The sequence below is a fragment of the Pseudoalteromonas sp. PAB 2.2 genome (genome assembly GCF_001938575.1).
Taxonomy (GTDB): Bacteria; Pseudomonadota; Gammaproteobacteria; order Enterobacterales; family Alteromonadaceae; genus Pseudoalteromonas; species Pseudoalteromonas lipolytica.
The window spans coordinates 383187-407276 of the sequence record NZ_LYPI01000007.1 but is presented as its reverse complement, the minus strand read 5'-3'; the positions used below and the strand labels follow the sequence as shown (position 1 = coordinate 407276).

At 42.3% G+C, this 24090-nt stretch carries 20 protein-coding genes; 11 read left to right on the top strand and 9 right to left on the bottom strand.

Annotated features, from left to right (window positions below):
* The first annotated feature begins 61 nt into the window (after positions 1-61).
* Together BWD47_RS02210 and BWD47_RS02205 are read left to right on the top strand one after the other, a co-directional pair.
* On the top strand, positions 62-790 hold the full coding sequence (locus BWD47_RS02210; protein WP_075593277.1) for a copper homeostasis protein CutC: 729 nt from the start codon (positions 62-64) through the stop codon (positions 788-790).
* A 2-nt stretch (positions 791-792) separates the two neighbouring features.
* Complete coding sequence (locus BWD47_RS02205) at positions 793-1662, top strand: BadF/BadG/BcrA/BcrD ATPase family protein (RefSeq protein ID WP_075593276.1); 870 nt, start codon at positions 793-795, stop codon at positions 1660-1662.
* Here the strand turns inward: BWD47_RS02205 and BWD47_RS02200 are convergent.
* Positions 1659-2384, bottom strand: a complete 726-nt coding sequence (locus BWD47_RS02200; protein ID WP_075593275.1) for an AraC family transcriptional regulator — start codon at positions 2382-2384, stop codon at positions 1659-1661. The two genes, BWD47_RS02205 and BWD47_RS02200, sit on opposite strands and share 4 nt — an antisense overlap.
* A gap of 162 nt (positions 2385-2546) precedes the next feature.
* Here BWD47_RS02200 and BWD47_RS02195 point away from each other — a divergent pair, with 162 nt between their 5' ends.
* From BWD47_RS02195 to BWD47_RS02160, 8 genes are all read left to right on the top strand, one after another.
* Positions 2547-3707, top strand: a complete 1161-nt coding sequence (locus tag BWD47_RS02195; protein WP_036971931.1) for a Gfo/Idh/MocA family protein — start codon at positions 2547-2549, stop codon at positions 3705-3707.
* Positions 3708-3713: 6 nt separating this feature from the next.
* Positions 3714-4766, top strand: a complete 1053-nt coding sequence (locus BWD47_RS02190; RefSeq protein ID WP_075593274.1) for a sugar phosphate isomerase/epimerase — start codon at positions 3714-3716, stop codon at positions 4764-4766.
* 34 nt (positions 4767-4800) lie between these two features.
* The gene (locus tag BWD47_RS02185; protein ID WP_075593273.1) at positions 4801-6021 is read left to right on the top strand and encodes a sugar MFS transporter; all 1221 of its coding nucleotides are present in this window, start codon (positions 4801-4803) and stop codon (positions 6019-6021) included.
* Between the two features lie 24 nt (positions 6022-6045).
* Positions 6046-6738, top strand: a complete 693-nt coding sequence (locus BWD47_RS02180; protein ID WP_065979059.1) for a DUF1080 domain-containing protein — start codon at positions 6046-6048, stop codon at positions 6736-6738.
* Position 6739: 1 nt separating this feature from the next.
* A complete protein-coding gene (locus BWD47_RS02175) occupies positions 6740-8419 on the top strand; it encodes a GMC family oxidoreductase (RefSeq protein WP_036971935.1) in 1680 nt (559 codons plus the stop codon).
* Between the two features lie 2 nt (positions 8420-8421).
* Complete coding sequence (locus BWD47_RS02170) at positions 8422-9177, top strand: gluconate 2-dehydrogenase subunit 3 family protein (protein ID WP_065979057.1); 756 nt, start codon at positions 8422-8424, stop codon at positions 9175-9177.
* Positions 9178-9251: 74 nt separating this feature from the next.
* Positions 9252-10082 (top strand): sugar phosphate isomerase/epimerase, encoded by an 831-nt coding sequence (locus BWD47_RS02165; RefSeq protein ID WP_075593272.1) that lies wholly within the window; start codon positions 9252-9254, stop codon positions 10080-10082.
* 243 nt (positions 10083-10325) lie between these two features.
* Entirely contained in the window at positions 10326-10766 is a 441-nt protein-coding gene (locus BWD47_RS02160) for a hypothetical protein (protein WP_065979055.1), read from the top strand.
* A 204-nt stretch (positions 10767-10970) separates the two neighbouring features.
* Here BWD47_RS02160 and rnd read toward each other — a convergent pair whose 3' ends face one another.
* The 3 genes from rnd to BWD47_RS02145 all read right to left on the bottom strand — a co-directional run bounded on the left by rnd (position 10971) and on the right by BWD47_RS02145 (position 14785).
* Positions 10971-12101, bottom strand: coding sequence for a ribonuclease D (gene rnd / locus BWD47_RS02155; protein ID WP_036971939.1), 1131 nt, complete (start codon positions 12099-12101; stop codon positions 10971-10973).
* A gap of 56 nt (positions 12102-12157) precedes the next feature.
* A complete protein-coding gene (gene fadD / locus BWD47_RS02150) occupies positions 12158-13816 on the bottom strand; it encodes a long-chain-fatty-acid--CoA ligase FadD (protein WP_036971940.1) in 1659 nt (552 codons plus the stop codon).
* A 117-nt stretch (positions 13817-13933) separates the two neighbouring features.
* Positions 13934-14785, bottom strand: coding sequence for an alpha/beta fold hydrolase (locus BWD47_RS02145; protein WP_036971941.1), 852 nt, complete (start codon positions 14783-14785; stop codon positions 13934-13936).
* Between the two features lie 110 nt (positions 14786-14895).
* Here BWD47_RS02145 and BWD47_RS02140 point away from each other — a divergent pair, with 110 nt between their 5' ends.
* On the top strand, positions 14896-16185 hold the full coding sequence (locus tag BWD47_RS02140; RefSeq protein ID WP_036971942.1) for an alkaline phosphatase: 1290 nt from the start codon (positions 14896-14898) through the stop codon (positions 16183-16185).
* Positions 16186-16247: 62 nt separating this feature from the next.
* Here the strand turns inward: BWD47_RS02140 and BWD47_RS02135 are convergent, their stop codons facing one another.
* From BWD47_RS02135 to BWD47_RS02115, 5 genes are all read right to left on the bottom strand, one after another.
* Positions 16248-16571 (bottom strand): hypothetical protein, encoded by a 324-nt coding sequence (locus BWD47_RS02135; RefSeq protein ID WP_065979051.1) that lies wholly within the window; start codon positions 16569-16571, stop codon positions 16248-16250.
* 338 nt (positions 16572-16909) lie between these two features.
* On the bottom strand, positions 16910-17602 hold the full coding sequence (gene tsaB, locus BWD47_RS02130; RefSeq protein WP_036971946.1) for a tRNA (adenosine(37)-N6)-threonylcarbamoyltransferase complex dimerization subunit type 1 TsaB: 693 nt from the start codon (positions 17600-17602) through the stop codon (positions 16910-16912).
* 10 nt (positions 17603-17612) lie between these two features.
* Positions 17613-19529 (bottom strand): ATP-dependent DNA helicase, encoded by a 1917-nt coding sequence (locus tag BWD47_RS02125; RefSeq protein WP_036971947.1) that lies wholly within the window; start codon positions 19527-19529, stop codon positions 17613-17615.
* Between the two features lie 94 nt (positions 19530-19623).
* Entirely contained in the window at positions 19624-21486 is a 1863-nt protein-coding gene (locus BWD47_RS02120) for a M28 family metallopeptidase (RefSeq protein WP_075593271.1), read from the bottom strand.
* 55 nt (positions 21487-21541) lie between these two features.
* A complete protein-coding gene (locus BWD47_RS02115; protein ID WP_075593270.1) occupies positions 21542-23737 on the bottom strand; it encodes a M4 family metallopeptidase in 2196 nt (731 codons plus the stop codon).
* Positions 23738-24090: the final 353 nt, after the last annotated feature.

The following is a 24090-nucleotide window of genomic DNA, read 5'->3' as shown; positions in this document are numbered from 1 at the left end:
TTACATGACATTATGTTTAGCAAATTTAACGACCCAAAATATATAAGACAAAAAAACAGCAATGAGTAATGGTAAAATTCTTGAAGTCTGCTTAAACGAAAGTCATTTAAAGCAGCTCGCAAACAATATCTCATCAGCGAGCCAATTAGGCGTGAAACGCTTTGAACTGTGCTGTAATTTGCATCTTGGCGGTTTAACTCCGAGTGTGTCAGCCATTGAATGTGCAGTGAAAAATTTAAAGAATAATGCAGAATTATTAGTGATGATACGTCCGTACAATGATCAATTCGAAGTCGATTCTCAGTGTCATAAAATAATGCGTGAACAGATCAAGTACGCAGCAGAATCCGGTGCACATGGTGTAGTATTTGGTGCAATTAAACATCAGCAAGTCGATGAAGACATAACCCATTCGTTGGTTAATACTGCAAAGTATTTTAATTTAACGGTTACTTTTCACCGTGCCTTCGACACGCTTGAATCACCAATAAAAGCCCTTGACTCACTCACTGCATTAAATGTCGATCGCATTTTAACGTCAGGCACACCATGGCAAAGTGGGCGTAATGCAGTCGATGGACAAACTCAACTTAACACCTTACTCGTGCATGCTAATGCTAAGCCAGAAATTGTAATTGGTGGCGGCATAACGTTAGATAGTGCGCCAACATTGTGGCAATTAATAAACCATCATTCAGCGAAGGCATCTCTGCATGTTCACACATGTGTGCATAATTCGATTGGTGATATCGACATAGATGCAATTTGTTCATTGCTCAAAAAGGATTAAATATGACTACAAAGCACCTGTATTATCTAGGTATCGACGGCGGTGGCAGTAAATGTAAAGTTCGCTTAGAAAACCAAGACGGTCATCTATTGAGTGAAGCAATTAGCGGCTCAGCCAATGTCGCTACCAGCGCTGTGCAAAGCCAAGCATCTCTATTGGATGCCACTAAACGTGCATTTGAATATGCTGGCTTACCTCTCACTGAGCTGAAAAAAACCTCTGCGCATGCAGGTCTTGCAGGGGCTAATATCGAGTCAGCAAGCAAAGCAATGGCGCAGTGGCAGCACCCTTTTGCTCAGTTTACTGTGTCAACCGATTTAGTGATTGCGTGTAAAGGCGCTCATCAGCATCATGATGGTGCGGTCATTATTCTTGGGACGGGTTTTTGCGCCGGTTTCCAACGTCATCAGCACATCGCCGAGTTAGGCGGATATGGCTTATTGCTAAGCGATGGTGCAAGTGGGGGCTGGCTAGGCTTACAGCTATGCCGAAAAGCATTTGAAGTACTCGATGGCGTTACACAGCGCTCAAGTGTTATAAATACTCTGCTAGATGAGCTCGATTGCAAGTCGAGTCAAGCTTTAAGCCAACAGTTAATAACGGCCTCCCCTGGGGAACTCGCCAAGTTTGCGCCGCTCGTTTTCGCGCATCCTAACGATAGTTTCTGCCAACAATTACTCACCGAGGCAGGTTCTTTTATAGACCGCTATATCGCTTACTTTAAAGCTCAAAATATACACCGTGTTACCTTGGTAGGCGGTATTGCCTCAGCCATTACTCCTTGGTTAAGCCCATCAAGTCAATCTCAGTTAACGTTAGCGCAAGCTAGTGCTGAAGAAGGCGCTATTTTATTGGCAAAACAGTCATGTTAGTCGCCTAATTGAGCACGCATTTGTGATGGTATTTCACCAAACAAACGCCGAAATTGTTTGCTGAAATAGCTTGGTTCAGAAAAACCGCATTGATACGCTACTTGTGATATTGGTATGCGTGTTTCAATTAATAATTTACGTGCGTTTTCGAGACGCACTTCGTTTATAAACTGATTTGGAGTCTTTGCTAAGTGCTTTTTAAATCGCCTTTCTAGAGCGCTAATCGATAAGTGTGCGAGTTCTGCCAGCTCATCAATACTAATTTGGCGATGATAATGTTCGCGAATATACTTAACAGGTTCTTCAATTGCACGCACGTGTGAAAGGGCTTTAGATGTTTTTTGTAAATGGCGCGTCACACCATAGGTGCCAATCACATTACCATCGTGATCTTTGAGTGCGTGCTTAGATGTTGAAAACCAGCCAAGCTCACCTTGCAGGGTTTGATTTAACTCCAGACGGTCTGTCACGATAAAGCCTTCCATCACTCGCTTATCGTCATTCACATATTGAAACGCTAAGTGTTTAGGCGAAAAGTCAAAATCTGTTTTTAGTAAAATTTGCTCTAGAGTTTTATAACCCTGATGTTCAATAAAATGCTGATTACAATGTAATATTCTACTATCCGTATCTTTCACCCAAAAGAGGATATCGGGCAATAGATCAAATGCAGCAATGAGCTGATTGACTCCCGCTTTTTTTATTATTTCTTGAATATTCATAACTAAAACACCCCTAAAAAATGTCATTGCCATTATATTTTAAACGCCGATTTTATTGCATTGTCAACCGAATTTTTATTATCGCTTATTGCCCAAGCTTACCTATTATCAATAACATGACATTAACAGTAGCAAACGCTACTTTGATTAGGAGCGCTTAAGATGAGCAAAGCTAAAATCCGCATGGCTATGATCGGCGGTGGCGAAGGTGCCTTTATAGGCGCAATTCATCGCATTGCAGCGCGATTAGATGGCATGATAGAGCTTGTGGCTGGTGCATTCAGCTCGGATGCCAACAAGTGTAAAGCAACTGGCGAATTACTTGGCCTCGATAGCAGCCGTTGCTACGACAGTTACCTCACCCTATTTGCAGAAGAAGCAAAATTACCTGCTGAAGAGCGCGTTGATTTTGTGGCAATTGTAACGCCTAACCACTTGCACTTTCCGGTGGCAAAAATGGCTCTAGAGCACGGTTTTCATGTTTTATCAGACAAGCCTGCAACTCTTTCACTTGTCGAAGCACAGCAATTACAAGAAATCATTACCAAACAGGGTCTTTTGTATGGATTAACACACACCTACACCGGCTACCCGATGGTCAAAGAAGCTAAGCAGCGCATTAAAGCGGGTGAGCTTGGCTGTATTCGTAAAGTCATTGTTGAATACACCCAAGGCTGGCTTGCACAAAGTGAAGATGAAAGCTCTAAGCAAGCAAGCTGGCGTCTTGATACGAGTAAATCGGGAATAAGTTGCTGCATGGGCGACATTGGTGTGCATGCAGCAAATTTGGCTGAATATGTATCGGGCCTCGAAATAACCCAACTGTGTGCCGATTTGAACCATGTAGTTGATGGCCGCAGCCTCGATGATGATGGCACGGTGCTACTGCGTTTTAACAACGGTAGCAAAGGCGTATTACTCGCAAGCCAAGTCGCTATTGGTGACGAAAACAATCTACGCCTGCGTATTTATGGTGATAAAGCCAGCCTTGAATGGTCGCAACTAGAGCCGAATAGCTTATGGCTGCGTGCGCATAACCAAGCAGCTATCTTGCTAAGAGCGGGTGTAGGCGTACTTCACACTGATACGCAAAATGCACTGCGTACACCGGCGGGTCATCCTGAAGGATACCTTGAAGCCTTCGCCAACATTTACAGTAATTTTGCAAAGCAAATTCACGCATTTAAACAAGGCGACAGCGCCACAAATCAAGAGTTTGATGTACCCGGTATCAAAGAGGCAGTTCGCGGTATGGCATTTATTGAGCATGTTGTAGCCTCGTCAGAGCGCGATACTAAGTGGCACAGTTTACAGATTGGATAATACATAATGAAAAAAATCAAAGGGCCAGCGATTTTTCTGGCGCAATTTATTGGCAATGAAGCCCCTTTTAATAGCTTTCGTGGATTATGTAAATGGGCCAGTGGTTTAGGTTACAAGGCCATTCAAGTCCCTACCTCTAACCCCGCTATTTTCGATTTAGAAAAAGCCGCCGAAAGCCAGCAATACTGCGATGAAGTCACTGGTATTGCAGCCGAGTCAGGCCTTACAATTTCAGAGCTATCAACCCACTTGCAAGGTCAGCTGATTGCGGTACACCCTGCATACGATGAAATGTTTGATAATTTTGCTGCAGACCACGTAAAAGGCAACCCTGCGGCACGCACACAATGGGCAACGGAGCAGCTAATGTTTGCCGCAAAAGCGAGTAAACGCCTTGGTTTAACAACGCATGCGACGTTCTCGGGGTCTTTTTTATGGCATACCTTTTACCCGTGGCCACAACGTCCACAGGGACTTGTTGAACAAGGTTTTAACGAACTCGCTAAACGTTGGTTACCAATTTTAGATTGCTTTGATGAACACGGTGTTGATGTTTGCTATGAATTACATCCGGGCGAAGACTTGCACGACGGGGTAACATTTGAGCGCTTTTTAGCCGCCACAAATAATCACCCTCGTGTGAACATTCTATATGATCCGAGTCACTTCGTATTGCAACAATTAGACTACTTAGCATTTATCGATATTTATCATTCACGCATAAAAGCGTTTCATGTCAAGGACGCTGAGTTTATTGCAAATGGCCGCTCTGGGGTATACGGCGGCTTTCAAAACTGGCAAGACCGACCGGGCCGTTTTCGATCTTTAGGTGATGGGCAAGTCGATTTTAAGCAAATTTTCAGCAAATTAACCCAATATGGCTTCGATGGCTGGGCAGTGCTTGAATGGGAGTGTTGTTTAAAACACCCAGAAGATGGGGCACGAGAAGGCGCTGAGTTTATTAAAGCACATTTAATAAACCCCACCGACAAAGCCTTTGACGATTTTGCCAGTGGCGCAACAAACACTGAGCGTAATAATCGAATTTTAGGTTTATAAAACCGACAACAATTGAACACACAGGACACACAATATGGACAACAATAATTATAATCGCATTGTCTTTCGGCTTTGCTGTATAGCACTGATTGTGACCTCGATGACCTTTGCCATTCGCGCTGGTATTTTGGGTCAACTTGGTGGTGACTTTGGTTTAACTGACACCGAACTCGGTTGGGTCAATGCAATGGCGTTTTTAGGTTTCCCCGTTGCGACCATGCTCGGTGGTATAATCTACAACGCTATTGGTGCTAAAAAGCTGGTCGCGTTGGCATTTATTTGTCACTTACTTGGCCTTGCCCTAACCATCACCGCAGATGGCTTTTGGGGCTTGCTGGTATCGACTTTTCTAATAGGCTTTGCAAACGGCTCTGTTGAAGCAGGTTGTAACCCATTAATAGCTGAAATGTACCCTAAAAACACCACCACTATGCTTAACCGCTTTCATGTTTGGTTCCCTGGCGGGATTGTAATTGGTGCATTAGCGTCTAATTTCATGTCGGCTGCCGGCCTTAACTGGCAGTGGCAAGTCGCTTTAATATTAGTCCCGACCATTATTTATGGTGCCATGCTAATTAAAGCAAAATTTCCGACCTTTGATACACGTACCCACTCGACCAGCAGCAACATTCGTCATTTATTTACCCCGCTGTATTTATTTCTTATAGCGTGCATGACACTGACCGCCACAACGGAGTTTGGTACTCAGCAATGGATTGAACGTATTTTAGGTTCATCGGGGGCATCACCCATGGTCATTTTAGCACTTATAACAGGGCTCATGGCGGTAGGTCGTTTTTTTGCAGGCCCTATTGTCCACAAGCTTAACCCAACAGGTGTATTACTTGGCTCTGCGCTTTGTGCAAGCTTAGGTATCTTTATGATGAGCCAAGCACAAGGCACCATGATTTATTTAGCCGCTATTCTATTCGCCATGGGTGTAACTTACTTTTGGCCTACCATGCTTGGTTGTGTTGCCGAATACATTCCGAAATCGGGCGCGCTAGGTATGTCGTTAATGGGAGGCGCGGGCATGTTCGCAATGAGTATTTGGAATCCAGTCATAGGAAGTTGGATAGACAGTGCCCGTTTGTCTGCAAAAGCATCAGGTGCCAGCGCGGAACAAATCGAAATTTTAGCCGGACAGGCTGTATTACAAAACCTGTTGATATTCCCGATTATTTTAATCGTGGCATTCATAGGGTTGCATTTAGTTATTAATAACAACAAACGCGCTGAAAAGTGCGCATCTTAAGCAAGTAAATCGTCGAGGAACACCATGTTTAAATCTCTCAAAGCACTGACTTTAGTGCTCACAGTTAGTAGCTGTGCACTCGCTAATGCGACTGATAATCAGCTAACACAACAAGAAAAAAACGCCGGATGGCAGTTACTGTTTGATGGCAAAGACATGTCACAGTGGCGTAATTTTAAAAGTGACTCTTTAAATCCAGCTTGGGTTATTGAAGATGGCGCCATGACCTTAACAAAAGGAGGTGGCGACCTACTAACCAAGAAACAATATCAAAACTTTGAACTGCACATTGATTGGAAAATTTCAACCAAGGGCAACAGTGGTATTTTTGTGCTGGCCGATGAAACAGGACAAATGATTTATTCACACGCGCCAGAGATTCAAATTATTGATAACAAAGAGCACCCAGATAACAAAATTGACTCTCATTTAGCTGGCTCAATTTATGATTTATTCGCTGCCCCTGCTGCTGCACATAAACCCGCCAATAGCTGGAACCATGTGCGTATAAAAATGCAAGACAACCATCTACAAGTTTGGCAAAACGGCATTAGTACGACAAGCATCGTTATTGGTAGTACAACATGGAACACGCTTGTAAAAGGCAGTAAGTTTGCCAATTGGCAAAACTTTGCAACGGCTAAGCAAGGCCATATCGGGCTTCAAGATCACGGCGATAAAGTGTGGTTTAAAAATATAAAAATTAAGGAGCTTTAAGATGTCTGAATTTAAACATAAGGTATTGGTTGTTGGCTCTGGTGCGGGTGGCGCAATGGCCGCTTACACACTTACAAAACTAGGTCATAAAGTACTGCTGTTAGAAGCAGGTCGACATTATGATCCAAAAACCGAAAGCCCAATGTTTCGCCGCAATAGCGAGGCTCCATTAATGGGGGCAGGCAACAAAGATAAAAACTTTGGTTTCTACGATGCAACGGTCGATGGCGGTTGGCAAGTACCCGATGAGCCATACACCAGTGCAAAAGGCAGCGACTTTTATTGGTGGCGCGCTCGCATGTTAGGCGGCCGGACTAATCACTGGGGTCGCTACTCACTGCGTTTTAGTGAGCACGACTTTAAAGGTAAAAGCCGTGATGGTCACGGTGCGGACTGGCCTTTCGAGTATGCCGACTTAGCACCTTGGTACGACAAAACAGAAGAGCTCGTTGGGGTGTGTGGCACTAACACTGGCCATGAAGATATGCCAGATTCATCGCCGGGTATTTTGCAGCCACCACCAAAACCCCGCGTACCAGAGTTATTAATTGCTGCTTCTGCAAAGAAATTGGGCATTCAAGCTGTGCCAATGCATCGTGCGGTTTTAACCCGTCCAAAAGACGACCGTTTAGCATGCTTCTATGCAACACCATGTGGCTCTGGTTGCTCAATTGGTGCCGCATTCCAAACAACAACATCGCTGTTACCTATGGCAAAAGCAACGGGTAATTTAAAAGTGATTACTGATGCAATGGTAAAATCGGTGGCTGTTAATGATCAAGGTAAAGTAACGGGTGTAACCTATGTTGATAAGAAAACAGTCACAGAGCACGCTCTTGAAGCTGATGTGGTGATTCTTGCGGCCAGTGCCTGCGAATCAGCGCGTATTTTATTAAACTCTAAACACAAAACACACCCTAAAGGTCTTGCTAATTCGAGTGGTCAGGTTGGTCGTAACCTAATGGATTCAACAGGTGCATGGCTAGGAGCACAGATTCCAGCACTAAAAGGCCGCCCGCGTTATAACGAAGATGGTCATACCGCAAACCACTTATTCATTCCTTGGTGGGGCCATCAAGCCCAAGCTAACAATGAGTTAGATTTCCCACGTGGTTATCACTTTGAAATTGGTGGCGGCTTCAGACAACCCGGTTCAGGTGTGTCTGGCGATAAACAAGGCTACGGCCCCGCCTTAAAACAACAAATTCGCGATGCGTATGGCTCTTATGTAGGATTTGCGCTACGCGGTGAAATGTTACCAAATAAAGATACTTACATGGAAATTGACGAAAACGTTAAAGATAAATGGGGTATTCCGGTTTCGAAATTCCACTTTAAGTGGTCTGATCGTGAATTAAAGCAAATTGAGCATGGCTTAAAAACGGCCAAACAAATCCTTGAAAACATGGGCGCAGAGGTTGGTGAACTCCCGCCTGCCGAAAAAGCTATTTCAAAAGGTGGCGAGATTATCCATGAGGTAGGTACCACACGCATGGGCAGCTCAAAGAAAGACTCTGTGACTAATCAATGGGGTCAAACGTGGGATTGTAATAACTTGTTCGTCATGGATGCAGGGGTGTTTGCCTCAAACCCACATAAAAACTGTACGCTCACCATCATGACTCTGGCAATGCGTAATTCAACTTGGCTTGCTCAACAAATTGATAATGGGGTACTTTAATTATGCATCATCGTAACGAACACGAAACCTATAACTATGTTTCAGGAATGAGTCGACGAGACTCTTTAAAGTGGCTAGGCTTATTAGCCGCAGGCTCAGCGGTCGGGCTAACCGCAGGGTGTACAAAAGCACTTGAAATCGGTGCAGCATCCTCAACTGAGGGGCATTGGCCGGACTTAGATATTAAACCTATTACCGCAAAAGGTTATGGCCAAGATCCCAATTTAGTGATCCCACCACAATCACCATGGCCATTGACATTAACTGCGGACGAAATAACCTTAGTGGCGTTATTATCCGATTACATTGTGCCGCGCGAAGGCACTATTCCATCGGCAAGTGAGTTGCACGTACCGGCGGTTATCAATGAATGGGTTAGCGCACCTTATGAAGGACAACAACGTGACCGCATTAAAATTTTAAATTCACTTGCGTGGATAAACGACGAATCTAAGTTGCGCTTTAAGAAGCCATTTACCGGATTAAGTGAGCAACAGCATCGTGCAATTTTAGATGATATTGCTTATTTTAATGAACAAACACCTGCCCAATTTCAACGTATTGGTAAAGCATTTTTACGCTTTAAAGAGTTGGTGTTAGCCGCTTTCTTCTGCACGCCTGAGGGCTGTAAAGACATTGGCTACTTAGGAAATGTGCCTATTGCAGGCGATTATCCGGGACCGTCTGACGAGGCAAAAGCGCATTTAGATCAGGTTTTAGTAGACCTAGGCTTGAGCGAATACGCCTATACCGATTAGCTTCCCCCCTTGTGTTGTTTTATAACACACTGCAATGCAGGGGGTTAACTCCCCTGCTTTTTTAGGATTTAAATATGTTTAACTCTCGTTATTTATTATTTTTAATTTGCTTTGTATTTAGCAGTCAGTTATTGGCGACTATTCCAGTCAGTGTGCAATTATGGTCGGTTAAGGACTCCCTTAAAAAAGATTTCCATAATACTTTAAAATCACTCTCTGAAATGGGCTTTGATGGCGTTGAGTTTGCCGCAGACTTTGGCCCTTACAGTGATAACCCTGCCGGCCTCAAAGCAAAACTAACTGAATTGGGCTTACTTGCCAGTAGTGCTCACGTCGGCTTTGATGCACTCAATGAAAGCAATATTGATAGCACACTCCTTTTTTACAAAACACTTGGAGTAACAGCACTGTATGTCCCTTGGGATGAGCGTGCATGGCACCCAGAAGGCGTTAAATCATTGGTTAAAGAGCTGACTAAAGTCAGTAATTATGCAAGCCGCTATAATATGAAGATCGGTTTTCACAATCATAATAAAGAGTTTAATGCATTTAATAACGCAACATTTTGGGATTACATCGCTAGCAACACCCCAAATAGCATGCCATTACAACTAGACATTGGCTGGGTTAATTACGCGGGTAAAGACCCTCTTTATTTCATAAAAAAATACCCCAAGCGAACGCTCTCAACACACATAAAAGTTCGTACTAAAAATGGCAGCATACTCAGCCCTATTATTGGTGAAAACAGCATAGATTGGCCAGAAATCATCGACACCTTAGAAACAGATGGTAATACCCAATGGTTAGTGCTTGAGCAAGAGGAATACCCTGAGGGATTAACGCCACTGCAAAGTGTGGCAAAATCGAAAAAGAACTTAGATAAAATTTTAGTGGGGATGTAAATCCCTGCTAATGGCGTTATATAGAAAAATAACGAGCGTTATTCAGCATATAATCGGTAAAATTCTCGTTAATTTCTTCACCCAATAAATTTAAACCGCATTATGTTACATACTGATTCAAAAAAGGAATTTCATATTAAATAATACAATATAATCAAAAAAGGGACAAAATACCCTCTTTTAGACTGGTTGTCATATATTAAAAGGATCGTAATATAAAGAAAAACATCTCAAGGATAGAGCATGAAAGTCCTAACGCTGAAGAAAAATTCAGAGAAAAGCGTGTTATTAATACTCGCTTTTATACTATTTACCCTGTTGATTCTTTTAGAATATTTACCTGAAAAGTATCTCATTTATCAATTAACGTTGCTAACAACCGTTTGCATATCTGCAATAATTATCGTCTTAGTTATTAGCTCCAAAAGTGAATTAACAATATGCCATCATGGTGTATTTTATCGTTCTATGTTTGGCAACTTTCACATTGAAGCCAGTCGGGTCAAATTGCTCCGTCACTATTCAAAATGTGGTTTTCACTGTGTCATTATGTTTGGTGATAGGTTCTTTCTTTTTGCCCCCTTCTACACGTTAACGTCACGGCAAACACAAGGACTAAAACGCTATAATTCCAATTTATTAGATTGGTTACACGAAAAAAGTAAACACAGAAAACTGCTCTAACCGCTTAAGCAAAAGAAAGATACTTTAATAAAAACATGTTGTGAAAACGCACCATGCTTATATTTATTAAATCATACTATTTAGAGGGTGTTATTTAAGACATTGAATTTTAATGCGCTTTATAGAAGCAGCCACCAGGTGGTTTGACTATTTAGTGAAAAATATAGTCAAACCACAGTCAGGCTCTGTTTAAAGAGTGGGCTCTTAGTTATCCCATTCTTTAAGAGCATCTTTAACATATTCATAGCGCCAAGAATTGAATAAGTCAGGCTTAGATGACGTTTTTCGTTCTTCGTTATCGAGCTTCCAGTTCCAACTTATTAATTGGTTAATTTGCTTTTTAGACGCTAAGACATCTTCTGGAATACCCTGCTCTTTTGCTACTTTAGTGATCTTTTGCTTAATATCTTTCGCCGCCTTTTTATAAGCTGGAAAATCAATAAGACGCTTCAATTGCTGCGGATGCTCACTAACGTCAATCGCTTTTCCTCGCTCGATGCACTGTAATATTTCAACCCCCGAACGATTTACTTCCATCGGCTCAATACCCGGTACACGGCGTAAAGAGTTTAAGCTTGCGGGTTTACGTTTGGCAATTTCAACCATATTGTGCTCTTTCACTACAAAGTTAAGCGCGAGGTTTTTTCGCTCAGCTTTTTCACGGCGCCATGCAGCAAGCTCTCGTAATACAGCTAAGTCATGAGGACGTAATTGCCATGCATTTTTAATATCTTTATAAAGCTGATCATAAGGCGTTTGATAAGCCCGTTTTTGCGCAACCAACTCACTTTCACTAATGACGATATCAAAAAAGCCAGCTTCATCAATTTGCTTTTTAATTATTTCGAAACAAGGTAATAAATGAAAAGTATCGGCTGCTGCGTAATCTAGCTGTTTTTTGGTTAATGGGCGTTGTAGCCAGTTTGTTCTTGATTCGCTTTTATCTATTTCGATATCAAGTAATTCTTTGACCATGTGGGCGAACCCCATGCAGTTGCCATGCCCTAAAATTTGCAGTGCAAACTGGGTATCAAACAAGGGGGTTGGAACAAAACCCGCGTACTTTTGAAACACCTCAATATCTTCTGACGGAGAGTGCAATACCTTTAAAACATCTGGGTTTTTAAGCACTTGCCAAAAATCATAAAGCGACAACTCTGCCAATGGATCGATTAGCGCTAAGTGCTCACCATCAAAAACTTGAATAAGTGCGACCTCTGGGTACAAGGTGCGACGGCGCATAAATTCGGTATCAATAGCAAGCACAGACTTGCCTGTAATTTGTTCTACAAAATCATTTAATTGGTTTTGCGTTTCGATCACTTGGTATTGCACTTATACCCCTTTAAATATCAATTACCATAAAAAAAGCCGGCTAATGCCGGCTCTTATTATTTTTCGTCCTTTAAGGCTCTTCTCAGAATCTTACCAACGTTTGTTTTTGGTAATTCATCCCTAAACTCAACCAGTTTAGGCACCTTATAGTTCGTTAAATTATCACGACAGTGTTTTATTATATCTTTTTCAGTTAAAGATTGATCTTTTTTCACGACAAAAACTTTAACTTGTTCACCACTTACTTCATGCGGGATACCGATTGCTGCGACTTCAAGCACACCTTCGTGCATTGCAACCACTTCTTCAATCTCATTTGGGAATACATTAAAGCCCGACACAATGATCATGTCTTTCTTACGATCCACAATATAGAAGAAACCTTCATCATCGTATGTCGCAATATCACCTGTTGCAAACCAGCCGTCTTTTAAGCACTCAGCTGTGGCATCTGGGCGATTATAATAACCGAGCATAACTTGTGGGCCTTTAACCCATAGTTCACCGGGTTCACCTTTTGCTGCTTCTTCACCGTTTTCAAGCATTAGCTTAATATCAGTGCTTGGCGCAGGTAAACCAATTGAGCCATTGTAGCTGTCTAGATCGTATGGACTCACTGTAACAAGTGGCGCACACTCAGTTAGGCCATAGCCTTCCATCAATTTGGTTTTTGTGACAGCTTGCCATTTTTCTGCAACAGGACGTTGCACCGCCATACCACCGCCTAATGACATTTTTAAACTTGAGAAATCAAGTTCAGCAAATCCCGGAGTATTCAATAAACCATTAAACAACGTATTTACACCCGTCACTGCTGTAAATTTATGTTGCGCTAACTCTTTGACGAAACCAGGCATATCACGTGGGTTTGTGATCAGCACGTTTAAGCCACCATATTTCATGAAGGTTAAACAGTTAGCTGTCAGTGCAAAGATGTGATAAAGCGGCAGCGCTGTAATAACCACTTCTTTACCGCGCTCTAAAACATTATCTAAACAACCTGATACTTGTTCAAGGTTACCAACCATATTACCGTGCGATAACATAGCCCCTTTTGACACACCGGTTGTTCCACCTGTGTATTGTAAGAATGCTAAGTCGTTAAGATCGACATCTGGCTTTTTATAGGTTGCTTCATCACCCGCAAGCGCATCAGAAAATTTGATTACATTTGGGAGTGAGTAACTTGGCACCATTTTTTTGATATATTTAACAACAAAGTTAACGATATGCTTTTTGAGGCCGCCAACCATGTCGCCCACTTGTGTGACCACAATGTGTTTGACGTTCGTTTTCGGTAATGCTTTTTCGAGGGTGTCAGCAAAATTAGCAAGAATAAATATTGCAGATGACTCAGAGTCATTTAACTGATGCTCTAATTCACGAACCGTGTAAAGTGGATTGACATTAACCACTACACAACCAGCGCGAAGAATACCTAAAATTGTTACCGGCGTTTGCAGTAAGTTAGGCATCATTACCGCTACTTTATCGCCTTTTTTTAGACCAAGATCATTTTGAATGTACGACGCAACACGTTTTGTTGCACTGTCGATTTCGCTGTAGGTCAACACTTTACCCATGTTAGTAAAGGCTGGAAGGTCACTATAGTCAGCAAAACTTTTTTCAAACAAGTCGAGTAACGAGTGATAATGCTCAGGGTCGATTGTTTCAGGCATACCTTCTGGGTAGCGCTTAAGCCAGATTTTTTCCACTCTTAGCTCCTGTTTATAATTATATTTTTTAATAACCTTAATCTAACTAAGGCCGTTTCACAATGGAGTAAATACTCTAATGGTGCAGATAATCCCATATTTGGTGCAATTATACAATTAACTTGCTTTATCGTGCCTAATAAATGCATGAATGTGTTCTAAGGTTAATGCAGGACTTTGCATATGGCAATGGTGACCGCCTGGTATCTGATGAATTTTTAACTCCTTGTAATATTTACCATAAGCATCTAAGTTTTGTTTTACGAACTCAAATCCTTTATCGCCCATTATAAGCTGGCATGGGGCCTTAATGAGTTTAATTGTTGCTTCACATTGTGCCTCATTAAAACGAAACCCTGAATGATTTTTAAGCTTAGGATCGGTTCTCAAGTACCACTTACCACCCTTTTCATAACAATTACGCTCCATGAGGAGCGCAGCGTGCGGGTACGCTAAATCACCACTGGCGAGTCTTGCACTAATAATGTGCGCCTTTGACTCAAATGCGCGTGGCTGTTTACTGTTTACACGTGCCCGGTTCAAAATTGCTTTTCGAAGTTGACTCGCTGTATCTGAACTGGGTGTAGTCACACAGCCTATCCCTTCTATAAAATTGACCGAGGCCACTTTTTCTGGAAAGCAACTTGCGAAAACGCCTGCAACCATCGCTCCCATCGAATGACCAACTAAGTGAACACGATCCACATTGAGTGTCGCAAGTAACATATAGATATCATCAATGTAATCTATAAAGTAGTAATGTGCATCTTTATTACGCCAATCTGATAAGCCGTGCCCCGGAAAATCAACGCAATACCATGTGTGGTTTAAGGTCGCATTATGTAGCATAGGTAGGTAACTATTTGCGTTATCTAGCCATCCGTGTAAAGCAATCACAACCTCTTCACCATGACCAAAGGTTAGGCCATGCAAGGTTTTATCGCCAGTTTGATAAGAAAAAGGCTGCACACTTGCTCCTATTTTTTAAACGTTTCAACTTAAAGGCGTTTATTTATCGTCTGGCTAGTATACAATAATCTCGGCAGTATAAATAAGGGCACAATAATAAGGTTACATCAATGAAATTTAAATTAAGTCTTTTAGCATTATTATGCTCAGCAAGTTCAGTTATGGCTGAATCTGCACCAAAAAATATCATTTATATGATTGGTGATGGAATGGGCCCTGCATATACCACCGCTTATCGTTACTTTAAAGATGATCCAAACACCAAAGTTGTCGACCCCACTGTATTCGATACTATTTTACGTGGTATGGCGCACACTTACCCTGATGACCATACTTATGTAACAGACAGTGCAGCGGGCGCAACAGCGTTAAGCAGTGGACGAAAAAGTTATAATGGCGCTATCGCCGTTGATACTGACAAAAAGCCAGTCAAAACAATGCTCGAAATAGCTAAAGAGCGTGGCATGACAACGGCTCTTGTGGCAACGTCACAAATTAATCATGCAACACCTGCGAGTTTTGCAGCGCACAATGAATCTCGTCGTAACTATGACGAAATTGCTAACGACTATATTGATAATAAAATCGCCGGTAAATTACCCGTCGATCTTATGTTAGGTGGCGGTACGAAATACTATGTACGTGATGATCGCAATCTTGTAGAAGAGTTTAAATCGGCTGGTTATCAGTACAGTGATGACTTTGCAGCCCTTAATGAGATAAAGCAAATACCTGCGCTGGGTTTATTTGCCGAAGTCGGTTTACCGTTTGCGCTGGACGAAAACCCAACACGTTTAACACAAATGACGTCTAAAGCGCTTGATTTACTTGATGGTCAAAATGATAAAGGGTTCTTTGTCATGATCGAAGGCAGTCAAATTGATTGGTGTGGTCATGCGAACGATATCGCGTGTGCAATGGGTGAAATGGACGACTTTGCAAAGTCTATCGAACAGGCAAAAGCGTATGTTGATAAAAACCCAGACACGTTACTTGTCATCACAGCTGATCACTCAACAGGTGGTTTAACTCTGGGTGCTCACGGTCAATATAAGTGGGAAACAGAAGTCGTTAAAGGTGTTAAAGCGACGGCGGGTACCATTACTGATGAGTTACAAAAAACTGACGACTTAAAGTCAGTATGGCAACGTTATACTAATATTGAATTTACCGAAGAAAATAGTATCAAACTTGAGCAAGCTAAAAAAATGGGTGATAAAGCGTTACTCCTTGCTGTAAAAGATATCATTAACCACGCTAGTTTTACTGGCTGGACAACGGGTGGTCATACAGCTATTGACGTACAAGTTTTTGCTTACGGTCAGCGCGCAAAAGACTTTTACGGTTCGCAAAACAACACAGACATTGCTGATAAGTTGATTGATTTTATTAAACAGTAATCGTTTTAAACGAAAAAAGCCTAAACAAGTGTTTAGGCTTTTTTATGTTTATCGTTTTCACATTAAGCGTACACATCTACACCTATCAGGCTTTGCACCTCAGCACGTCGCTCTAAATTAGCAAACTCGGTATACGTCGAAATAGCACGGCTAATTTTCGGGTTATTTGGCTTATCGTAAATGGTTTGCTGATAGTTTTGTGACTCTGTTTTAAATTCGGCTGCGAGCGCAACACCTTGAGGGCTCGTTTTAACGTATTCCGTTGACGATTTTTGCTCAGCCGATTGGTCTGATATCGCCTTAGGCGCATCAGTTACGGTATTTTTACGGCTATACTGACCCGGTATATCGCCAGTGAAAAAGCCTGAGCCAATCGGTAACGTCAAGGTCTTAATCCCAATTTAAAGATGCTTAAATTATGTGTCATAAATGCCAACGCTGCAAGTTTAGGGTGTGGTTATTACCCATAAATAGGCTATAACGCAGCACACATACCAAACATGCGCTGCCCTTCGGGTTCTTCCTAGGGGCGATTAACTCTTGGTTGCCTACATAATATAGGTGAGAGTATGTGCAGCACGCGGCAGCTTTGCTCGATTATAACTCAGATCAATTATTACTTAGCTCGGTTATTACTCAGCGCACTAGGTAACAAACCTCGCACCGCGATTAAATCCCTTCTAGCGTGAACACATTTTAATTATGAAAGGTCAACATGTTCTCGTTATTCACGCCCGGGAAGCTTTTTCCACGTTACGGTATCTCGCACATATTTAGGTTGAGCATTTGCAGCACTTACCGTATCACCTTTTTCAAAGGCACTGGCAACCGATGCCAACATGTACTGAGCATCAGGCAATAAAATATCTGGACTTACGCTTATATTTGCCATTTCACTGACAAGTTCTGGGTACGTTTTCCAGCCTGTACCTACAGCCGTTGCGGAGTTATCTGGCAGGGTAAGTAGTTCTGGTTTAATCACTTGTTCTTCATTCACAAGTGTCATTAAACCGTGCTCATTTGCTTGATATTGAGCAAAGTATATTTCCCCCATACGTGCATCAATTGCTGAGAACACATCTGAAACATGATGTTGTTCATGTGCTTGCTGAGCCATCATTTGCAGCGTTGATACACCCACAAGCGGTAATTTGGCCGCATAGGCCAAACCTTGTGCGATGGCTACGCTAATACGTACCCCCGTAAAACTGCCGGGGCCTTGACCAAAACCAATCACGTCTAACTGCGTTAATTTACATTGCGCTTTGGTTAATAATTCATCAATTAAAGGCAAGATTTTTTGACTGTGCTGTTGCGGGCACTCTTCAAAATGATGAAATGTTTGCCCTTGATAATGAAGCACAATTGATAAGGCTTCTGTTGATGCATCGAGGGCAAGAATATTTTGTTTAATCATCTACATTACTCTAATTGATCTGTTCTAAAAAGGCGTTTGCCATTGCTAAATCACGCGTACGTCGCATGGGTGGCAAACTTTTTAAAAATACTTGGCCGTATTGGCGTGTCACTAATCGATTATCACAAATAACCAATACACCTTTATCTTTGTTATCACGAATAAGGCGCCCTACTCCTTGCTTCAGGGCAATTACCGCTTGAGGTAATTGAATATGCGCAAAAGGGTCTTTACCTTGCAGTTGGCAATCTTGCATGCGCGCTTGAAGCAGGGGGTCGTCTGGTGCAGCAAACGGCAATTTATCAATAATAACACAACTTAATGTACTGCCTCTAACATCCACCCCTTCCCAAAAAGAGGCAGTGCCAAGTAAAACAGCATTACCGTGGCGAGTGAATTTTTCAAGAATAATGCGTTTTGACATTTGCCCTTGCATGTACACCGGGTAATCTAATTGTGTGGTTAACCCTTCCGCCACCAAATGCATCATACGGTAACTTGTAAACAGTACAAAGCAACGCCCTTTGGCTGATTTAATAAGCTCAAGCGTTAACTTAATAATGGCATGTGGCATGTTGTTAGCGTGCGACTCAGGTAAATAGCGAGGTAAACACAGCAAGGCCTGTTGTTCATAGTCAAATGGGCTTTCAACAATCATGCTTTGCGCGGGTTTTAAACCAAGGCTGGCGTTAAAGTGGCCAAGATCATTATCTACCGACAACGTGGCTGAGGTAAAAACAAATCCAGCCCCAGTGTCTTTCATCATCTGTGCAAATTTTGCCGACACGTTCAGCGGCGTAATGTTCACCGTTAAATAGCGACGCGTGGTTTCGTACCAATAGCTATAACCTGTTTGTGCTGTATCGAATACGCGTTCAAGCTGCCCTTTAAAGGCCAACGTGCGTTCAAAGGGGTGCTCTATTTTTTCACTGCGGTCTAAGCATAGTTTTAGTACTTGATATAAAAAGTCGAGATCGCTTATCACCCGATGCAGTGCCGCGCAGATATCTTTGTCGGCCAGCTTTTCTCGCCAATCTCCGCGACTGCCATCAATACCAAACTGCAAGCGTAAGTCAGCCACACTGGTTTCTAGTTTATTGAGCGTTTTACCCAGCTGCAACATATCGGGGATATCGGCACGGTAAATTGCCCGCAGATCATTAATTAAATCCACCAGCTTTTTTGTACTGACACTTTCACCAAAGTAATCACTGGCAATCTCACTTAATTGGTGTGCTTCATCAAAAATATAGGCATCGGCTGTTGGCATTAATTCAGCAAAACCGGTGTCTTTTACCGCCATATCAGCGAAGAATAAGTGGTGATTAATCACCACAACATCGGCTTCCATCGCATTTAATCGTGCTTTACGTATATAACAATCTTGAAAGTCAGGGCACTCTTTCCCTAAGCAATTATCGGCCGTTGAACTGACATAGGGCAGCACTTTTGCATCTTCTTCAATACCAATACAATCGGCTAAATCACCTGAACGTGTTTCGCTGGCAAATTTTGCGACCATTGCTAATTGATGCATGACATCCGGGTCATCTGTTGGCACGTGCGCTACATGCTGACTTAACCGATATGTACATAAATAGTTTGCACGGCCTTTTAACAAGGCCACTTTTTTTGTCGCGCTTAATGCTTTTACTAAGTTTGGCAAATCACGATGAAACAACTGCTCTTGCAGGGCTTTTGACCCAGTAGAAATAATTGTCTTACCTTTTGATTTTAATGCAGGAGCCAAGTAAGCATAAGTTTTACCCGTCCCCGTTCCTGCCTCAACCACTAATTGATGACGTTTTTGCAAGGCGTCATCAACCGCAACAGCCATATCAATTTGTGGCTGTCGAGGTGTGTATCCATCAAGAGAAAGCGCAAGAGGGCCAGTGGCACTGAAAAGTTGTTTGATAAACTTCGCCAATAGATTAAAAGTGATGGCCAGATTTTACGTAACTGACTTGCCAAGGGCAAGACTAAATGAGGAAGGCGGGCTTCCTCATTAGCAAAAAGGACGATTACTGTGCTTGAATCGTTAACGTTATTCCCGACGCAGCACGGTATCCCTGTATATCTATGTACCAAGTACCACTTTGCGGGTTATCAATTTGGCATGTTTCTTCGTTGCCATTTTTATAGGGGCGACACTGATAATTTGAAGCTGTGGAAGCTGAGCCATAATTTACATACAAGTCGGCATCACCGCTGCCACCTGAAGTTGCCACGGTTAAACGACTCAAACCCGCCGGTATTTGCTGTGTAAAACGTTGCCAACTTCCAGCACCGACACTAATATTACTTTCTGTACGGTCGATACTACCGACACTCCCCGTCTCGTTGAAACGACCCGTTAGGGAGACACCTGAAATTTCATTCCAAGCTTCAACCATCACATGATAAGTGCCTGCTTTAATGGTCGCTATTACACAACGCTCGTTACTTGATGATGTTGTACTCTTACAGTCAAAATCTTGCAATGTTGGTTTGCTGCCAAATTTTATATATAAGTCGGCATCACCCGTGCCACCTTGAGTAACAAACTCAAGATTACTGCTCATTGCGGGTACTTCAAGGGTAAAAAATAACTGTTCTTTGGCTGCCCCTGCAATGTTCGTTGTGGCAATGCCATTTTCAAGTTCATTACTTGGCTCTTGAACAACATCTCCGGCATTTTTAGCTATCTCAGCCAAATAACTCACGGCAAGTTTTGCAAATTTACTGGCATGTTGTGGGTCAAACTGTAAATCGTTGGAGGTATGAATCAACGGGTTAATATCACTCATACGCGATTCAAAAGGCATTGAAGCAGCAAAACCTTGTTGATACCACGACGCATGATCTGAACAACCATAACCACATTGATCAAACCCGTAACTAACGTTTGGTTGATACGCATCTAAAAGCTGTGATAAGTACTGGTTTTGTGCTGCGTTTGTATAGTCTGTCATCATAACAATGTCGGTGCTACTGCCATGATTACCGGTCATGTCAAATTGCACCATGCCTACCACATTTTTCCCTTGTGCTTTGTAATTGGCAGCTATTTCTTTTGAGCCTCTAAGCCCAACTTCTTCAGCAGCAAAGCCCATAATTTGAATGGTTCGTTGTGGCTGATAGTTATTCTCGACTATCGCTTTAAGCGCTTGGGTGAGCACGGCAATACCCGATGCATTATCATCTGCGCCAGGAGCCCTACCATTACTTGGATTTGACTGATTAATTGAATCTAAATGGCCACCGATGATCACTATTTCGTTCGCTTTTTCTGCACCGGGTATCGTTACAATCACCGACGATTGTGAAAAACTATGGCTAAAATAATCAACACTGATATCGCTACGACTACTGGCTATTTGTTGCCAATGCCCTTTTAACCACTGGGCAGCATCAACACCACTTTGTGCCGAGTAATATCGATTATGAAAGTTCATCATGCTGTTAACGGTATCAGTGAGCTCACTGCTGTTAATAGATGAAAGTAGCGCGTTGACTGTAGCGGCATTATCAAGACTATAATTAACTAAACTTGAGCTCGCAGCTAACTGCGAAACCCCCTTTAACTGTTGAGTGTAAAGCTCGGCGTCTGCTAATGAATCATGAGCAACAAAACCACCACATCGATGGTAATTATCATGCATGAACTCACTTAACCCAGCGATCTCTTGCTTATTCAAGCGCATAAAATTTACTTGGTTTAGCGTTGATGATTGCATGGCAAAATTGTTATCTTGCTTACGTTGACTCATTGTCTCTTTTTTAAAGTGCTCTGCTGCAAGCGCATCAATAGTCACCCAAATAGTTTCGTTTGACCCGGCATGACTTAGTTGGCTAACGGAGAGTGTGGCAATGCCAATTAAGCACCGCGTAAGGAGGGTTGTCATAATCAATCCTTTTTATCTGTGAGAAAAAAGGGAGCCGAAGCTCCCGAAGAATAGGCTAGTTAGCCGAAATGGTCAGTGTTACACCGCTTGCAGCACGGTAGCCGCGAAGGTCGATATACCATGTACCCGCTTGTGGATTTGTGAATGTACACGTTTCGCTATTACCGTTTTTATAAGGGCGGCAATCATAGCTTGACGTAGTAGATTGAGAACCAAAGTTAACATACAAATCCGCATCACCTGATCCACCCGAAATAGTCACATCAAGCGATGAGTATCCCGCATCGAGGTCTTGCGTGAAACGAGTCCACCCACCTGAGGCAACACTCACGTTAGATTCAGTACGGTTAATTGGTGTGGCACCTCCCCCGGTGCTCGTATCAAAACTTCCTGTTAGTGATACACCTGAAATTTGATTCCATGCTTCCACCATCACAAAGTAAGTACCCGCTTGCACATTACTGATTGCACAGCTTTCCGTACTCGTAGATGACGTACTTTTGCAATCGAAGTTGCTAAGTGTTGGTTTTGAACCATACATCACATACAGATCGGCATCGCCGCTGCCACCTGTAGTATTAAACTGCAAGTTAGTTGCATCGTCAGGCACTTCAAGGGTAAAGAACAGCTGCTCTTTTGCTGCACCACTTATGCCTGTGCGAGCAATCCCATTTGTTAGTTCTTCATCGCCTGTAGGTGGTTCTGTTGTGCCACCACAGCTGCTACCTGCACTGAGGTTTGACGTTACACCCACAGCCGCAAGTGCAGCTTGAACATCAGCGGGGTCATAGCTTAAGTCACAGGCAGCATCCATAACACCGTTACCCGCAAGATCCCAGTTTGTGCTAGCAGTCCAATAAAGTTGGTTCGCACGAGCCATAACCACAAAGGCTTTTTGCGTATCCCAACCTGGTGTTGTTGCAAGGTTGTAGAATGCCTTATTGAATACACCTGAGCTGTAGTGAACATCCATACCCGAGTAATAGTCATTCTGATGATCAATCGAGCTGCCATCTTGCGTTGGATTATTCATATAGCGCAACGCACCATTGCCTTTAAAGATCTCTTGACCAACTAACCAGTCGTTTGAGCCTTTCATATAAAATTCGGCGGCTTCACCTGCCATATCAGAGAAAGCTTCATTCAAACCACCTGATTTACCAGAATACACCAGACCAGAGTTTTGCTCGGTAAAGCCATGACTTACTTCATGCGCTGAAACATCAAGACTGACTAAAGGATAAAACGTGTTTTGACCATCGCCAAAGGTCATCGCACTTCCATCCCAAAACGCGTTTTCGTAGTTATTTCCGTAGTGAACACGCATTTTTAATTGGAAGGTTAAGGGGGCTGTGCCGACCCAATCGTTATACATATTAAAAATAACATTGCCAAAGTAATGAGCGTCGTTTAATGGCGAATACGCACCATTGATTTCTTTAAATGTATTTTCTGGACAAGTAAACGAATACGCCGTTGAGCCACTGGTACTACCATTAAGATTAATGGTTTTTACATTGGCATTATCCATCGTACAAGTGCTGCCCGACTGAGCCACATCTAGACTGTCAAAGTCAGTGCCATAAATATACTTACCCGTTTTTAAATTTCCGCCAGGGCCTGTTGCACTGGCATGTTGAAGGTTATCAAAGCTAAATAAAACTTCACCGCTGTTTGCATCAATAATTTGGTACGGACGAGATGGGTTATCGCCATACGTGACATAAGACACTTCATACACCAGATGTGCCACACTATTTTCATCTAACCAAATAGCTAAACGAGACTGTTCATTATGCTTTTTTAAGCCAACCGATTTAATTGCTGCCGGTGAATTTGCAAGCCCTTTAGCAACGGCTTTTTTCTTGCTAAGTACAGGAGATACTGAACTAATATCTGCTGCAATATCATACACCGCCGCACCATGTGCGCGTTTTAACTGGCCATTACTATCAAATGTAAGGCTAACCGTGTCGCCGATGACAGGTAGACCTTGATACATTTGCTGATAACGACGGGTTGTATGGCCGTTATTTGTTTTGATTTCTTTTAATACAACTAAATCATTCCCTGCACCTAGACCAACTAACTGATTAGGGCTTGCCATCAATACCGATGCAGCATTAGTTTGCAAAGCTTGGTTAATCCCCATTTGTTGATTTAAGTATTGCTTATTCGCAGCTACTGCACTTGTTGCTTGAGTCAAAGCAAAAGCAGCAAGAGTTGCTAGTGTGATTTTAGATAAATTCACGTTTACGCTCCGTTAGATTGTTATGTATTTAATGTTTTTTTAGTAACCGGACTGCACATGTTCCCGATTAGTGACCAGCCTAGATGGGTAAACGCAAAAATGAAAATGAAACAAAAAATTTACAAATAAAGTATTAGCTCTAAAAATAAAGTTCATATATTACAATGTATTGGAAATTTAAAGGTAACTGAAATGTTAACAATTAACGGTATGCTGTAAATTATTTTATACATTTTTATAACATTAATTATACATTTGTACCTTTTATTTTTTCACCAACTGATTACTCGTATGCTCTGTTGATAAAAACCATATCAGCAGGTTTTTCCTCCTCAATAGCTAGGTACATATAT

Bases quoted from the DNA above. Each gene is read 5' to 3' on its own strand.
- BWD47_RS02205 (WP_075593276.1), top strand. From the start codon at position 793: ATGACTACAAAGCACCTGTATTATCTAGGTATCGACGGCGGTGGCAGT.
- BWD47_RS02195 (WP_036971931.1), top strand. From the start codon at position 2,547: ATGAGCAAAGCTAAAATCCGCATGGCTATGATCGGCGGTGGCGAAGGT.
- BWD47_RS02185 (WP_075593273.1), top strand. From the start codon at position 4,801: ATGGACAACAATAATTATAATCGCATTGTCTTTCGGCTTTGCTGTATA.
- BWD47_RS02180 (WP_065979059.1), top strand. From the start codon at position 6,046: ATGTTTAAATCTCTCAAAGCACTGACTTTAGTGCTCACAGTTAGTAGC.
- BWD47_RS02170 (WP_065979057.1), top strand. From the start codon at position 8,422: ATGCATCATCGTAACGAACACGAAACCTATAACTATGTTTCAGGAATG.
- BWD47_RS02210 (WP_075593277.1), top strand. From the start codon at position 62: ATGAGTAATGGTAAAATTCTTGAAGTCTGCTTAAACGAAAGTCATTTA.
- BWD47_RS02160 (WP_065979055.1), top strand. From the start codon at position 10,326: ATGAAAGTCCTAACGCTGAAGAAAAATTCAGAGAAAAGCGTGTTATTA.
- BWD47_RS02175 (WP_036971935.1), top strand. From the start codon at position 6,740: ATGTCTGAATTTAAACATAAGGTATTGGTTGTTGGCTCTGGTGCGGGT.
- BWD47_RS02190 (WP_075593274.1), top strand. From the start codon at position 3,714: ATGAAAAAAATCAAAGGGCCAGCGATTTTTCTGGCGCAATTTATTGGC.
- BWD47_RS02120 (WP_075593271.1), bottom strand. From the start codon at position 21,486: ATGACAACCCTCCTTACGCGGTGCTTAATTGGCATTGCCACACTCTCC.
- BWD47_RS02140 (WP_036971942.1), top strand. From the start codon at position 14,896: ATGAAATTTAAATTAAGTCTTTTAGCATTATTATGCTCAGCAAGTTCA.
- BWD47_RS02200 (WP_075593275.1), bottom strand. From the start codon at position 2,384: ATGAATATTCAAGAAATAATAAAAAAAGCGGGAGTCAATCAGCTCATT.
- BWD47_RS02165 (WP_075593272.1), top strand. From the start codon at position 9,252: ATGTTTAACTCTCGTTATTTATTATTTTTAATTTGCTTTGTATTTAGC.
- tsaB (WP_036971946.1), bottom strand. From the start codon at position 17,602: ATGATTAAACAAAATATTCTTGCCCTCGATGCATCAACAGAAGCCTTA.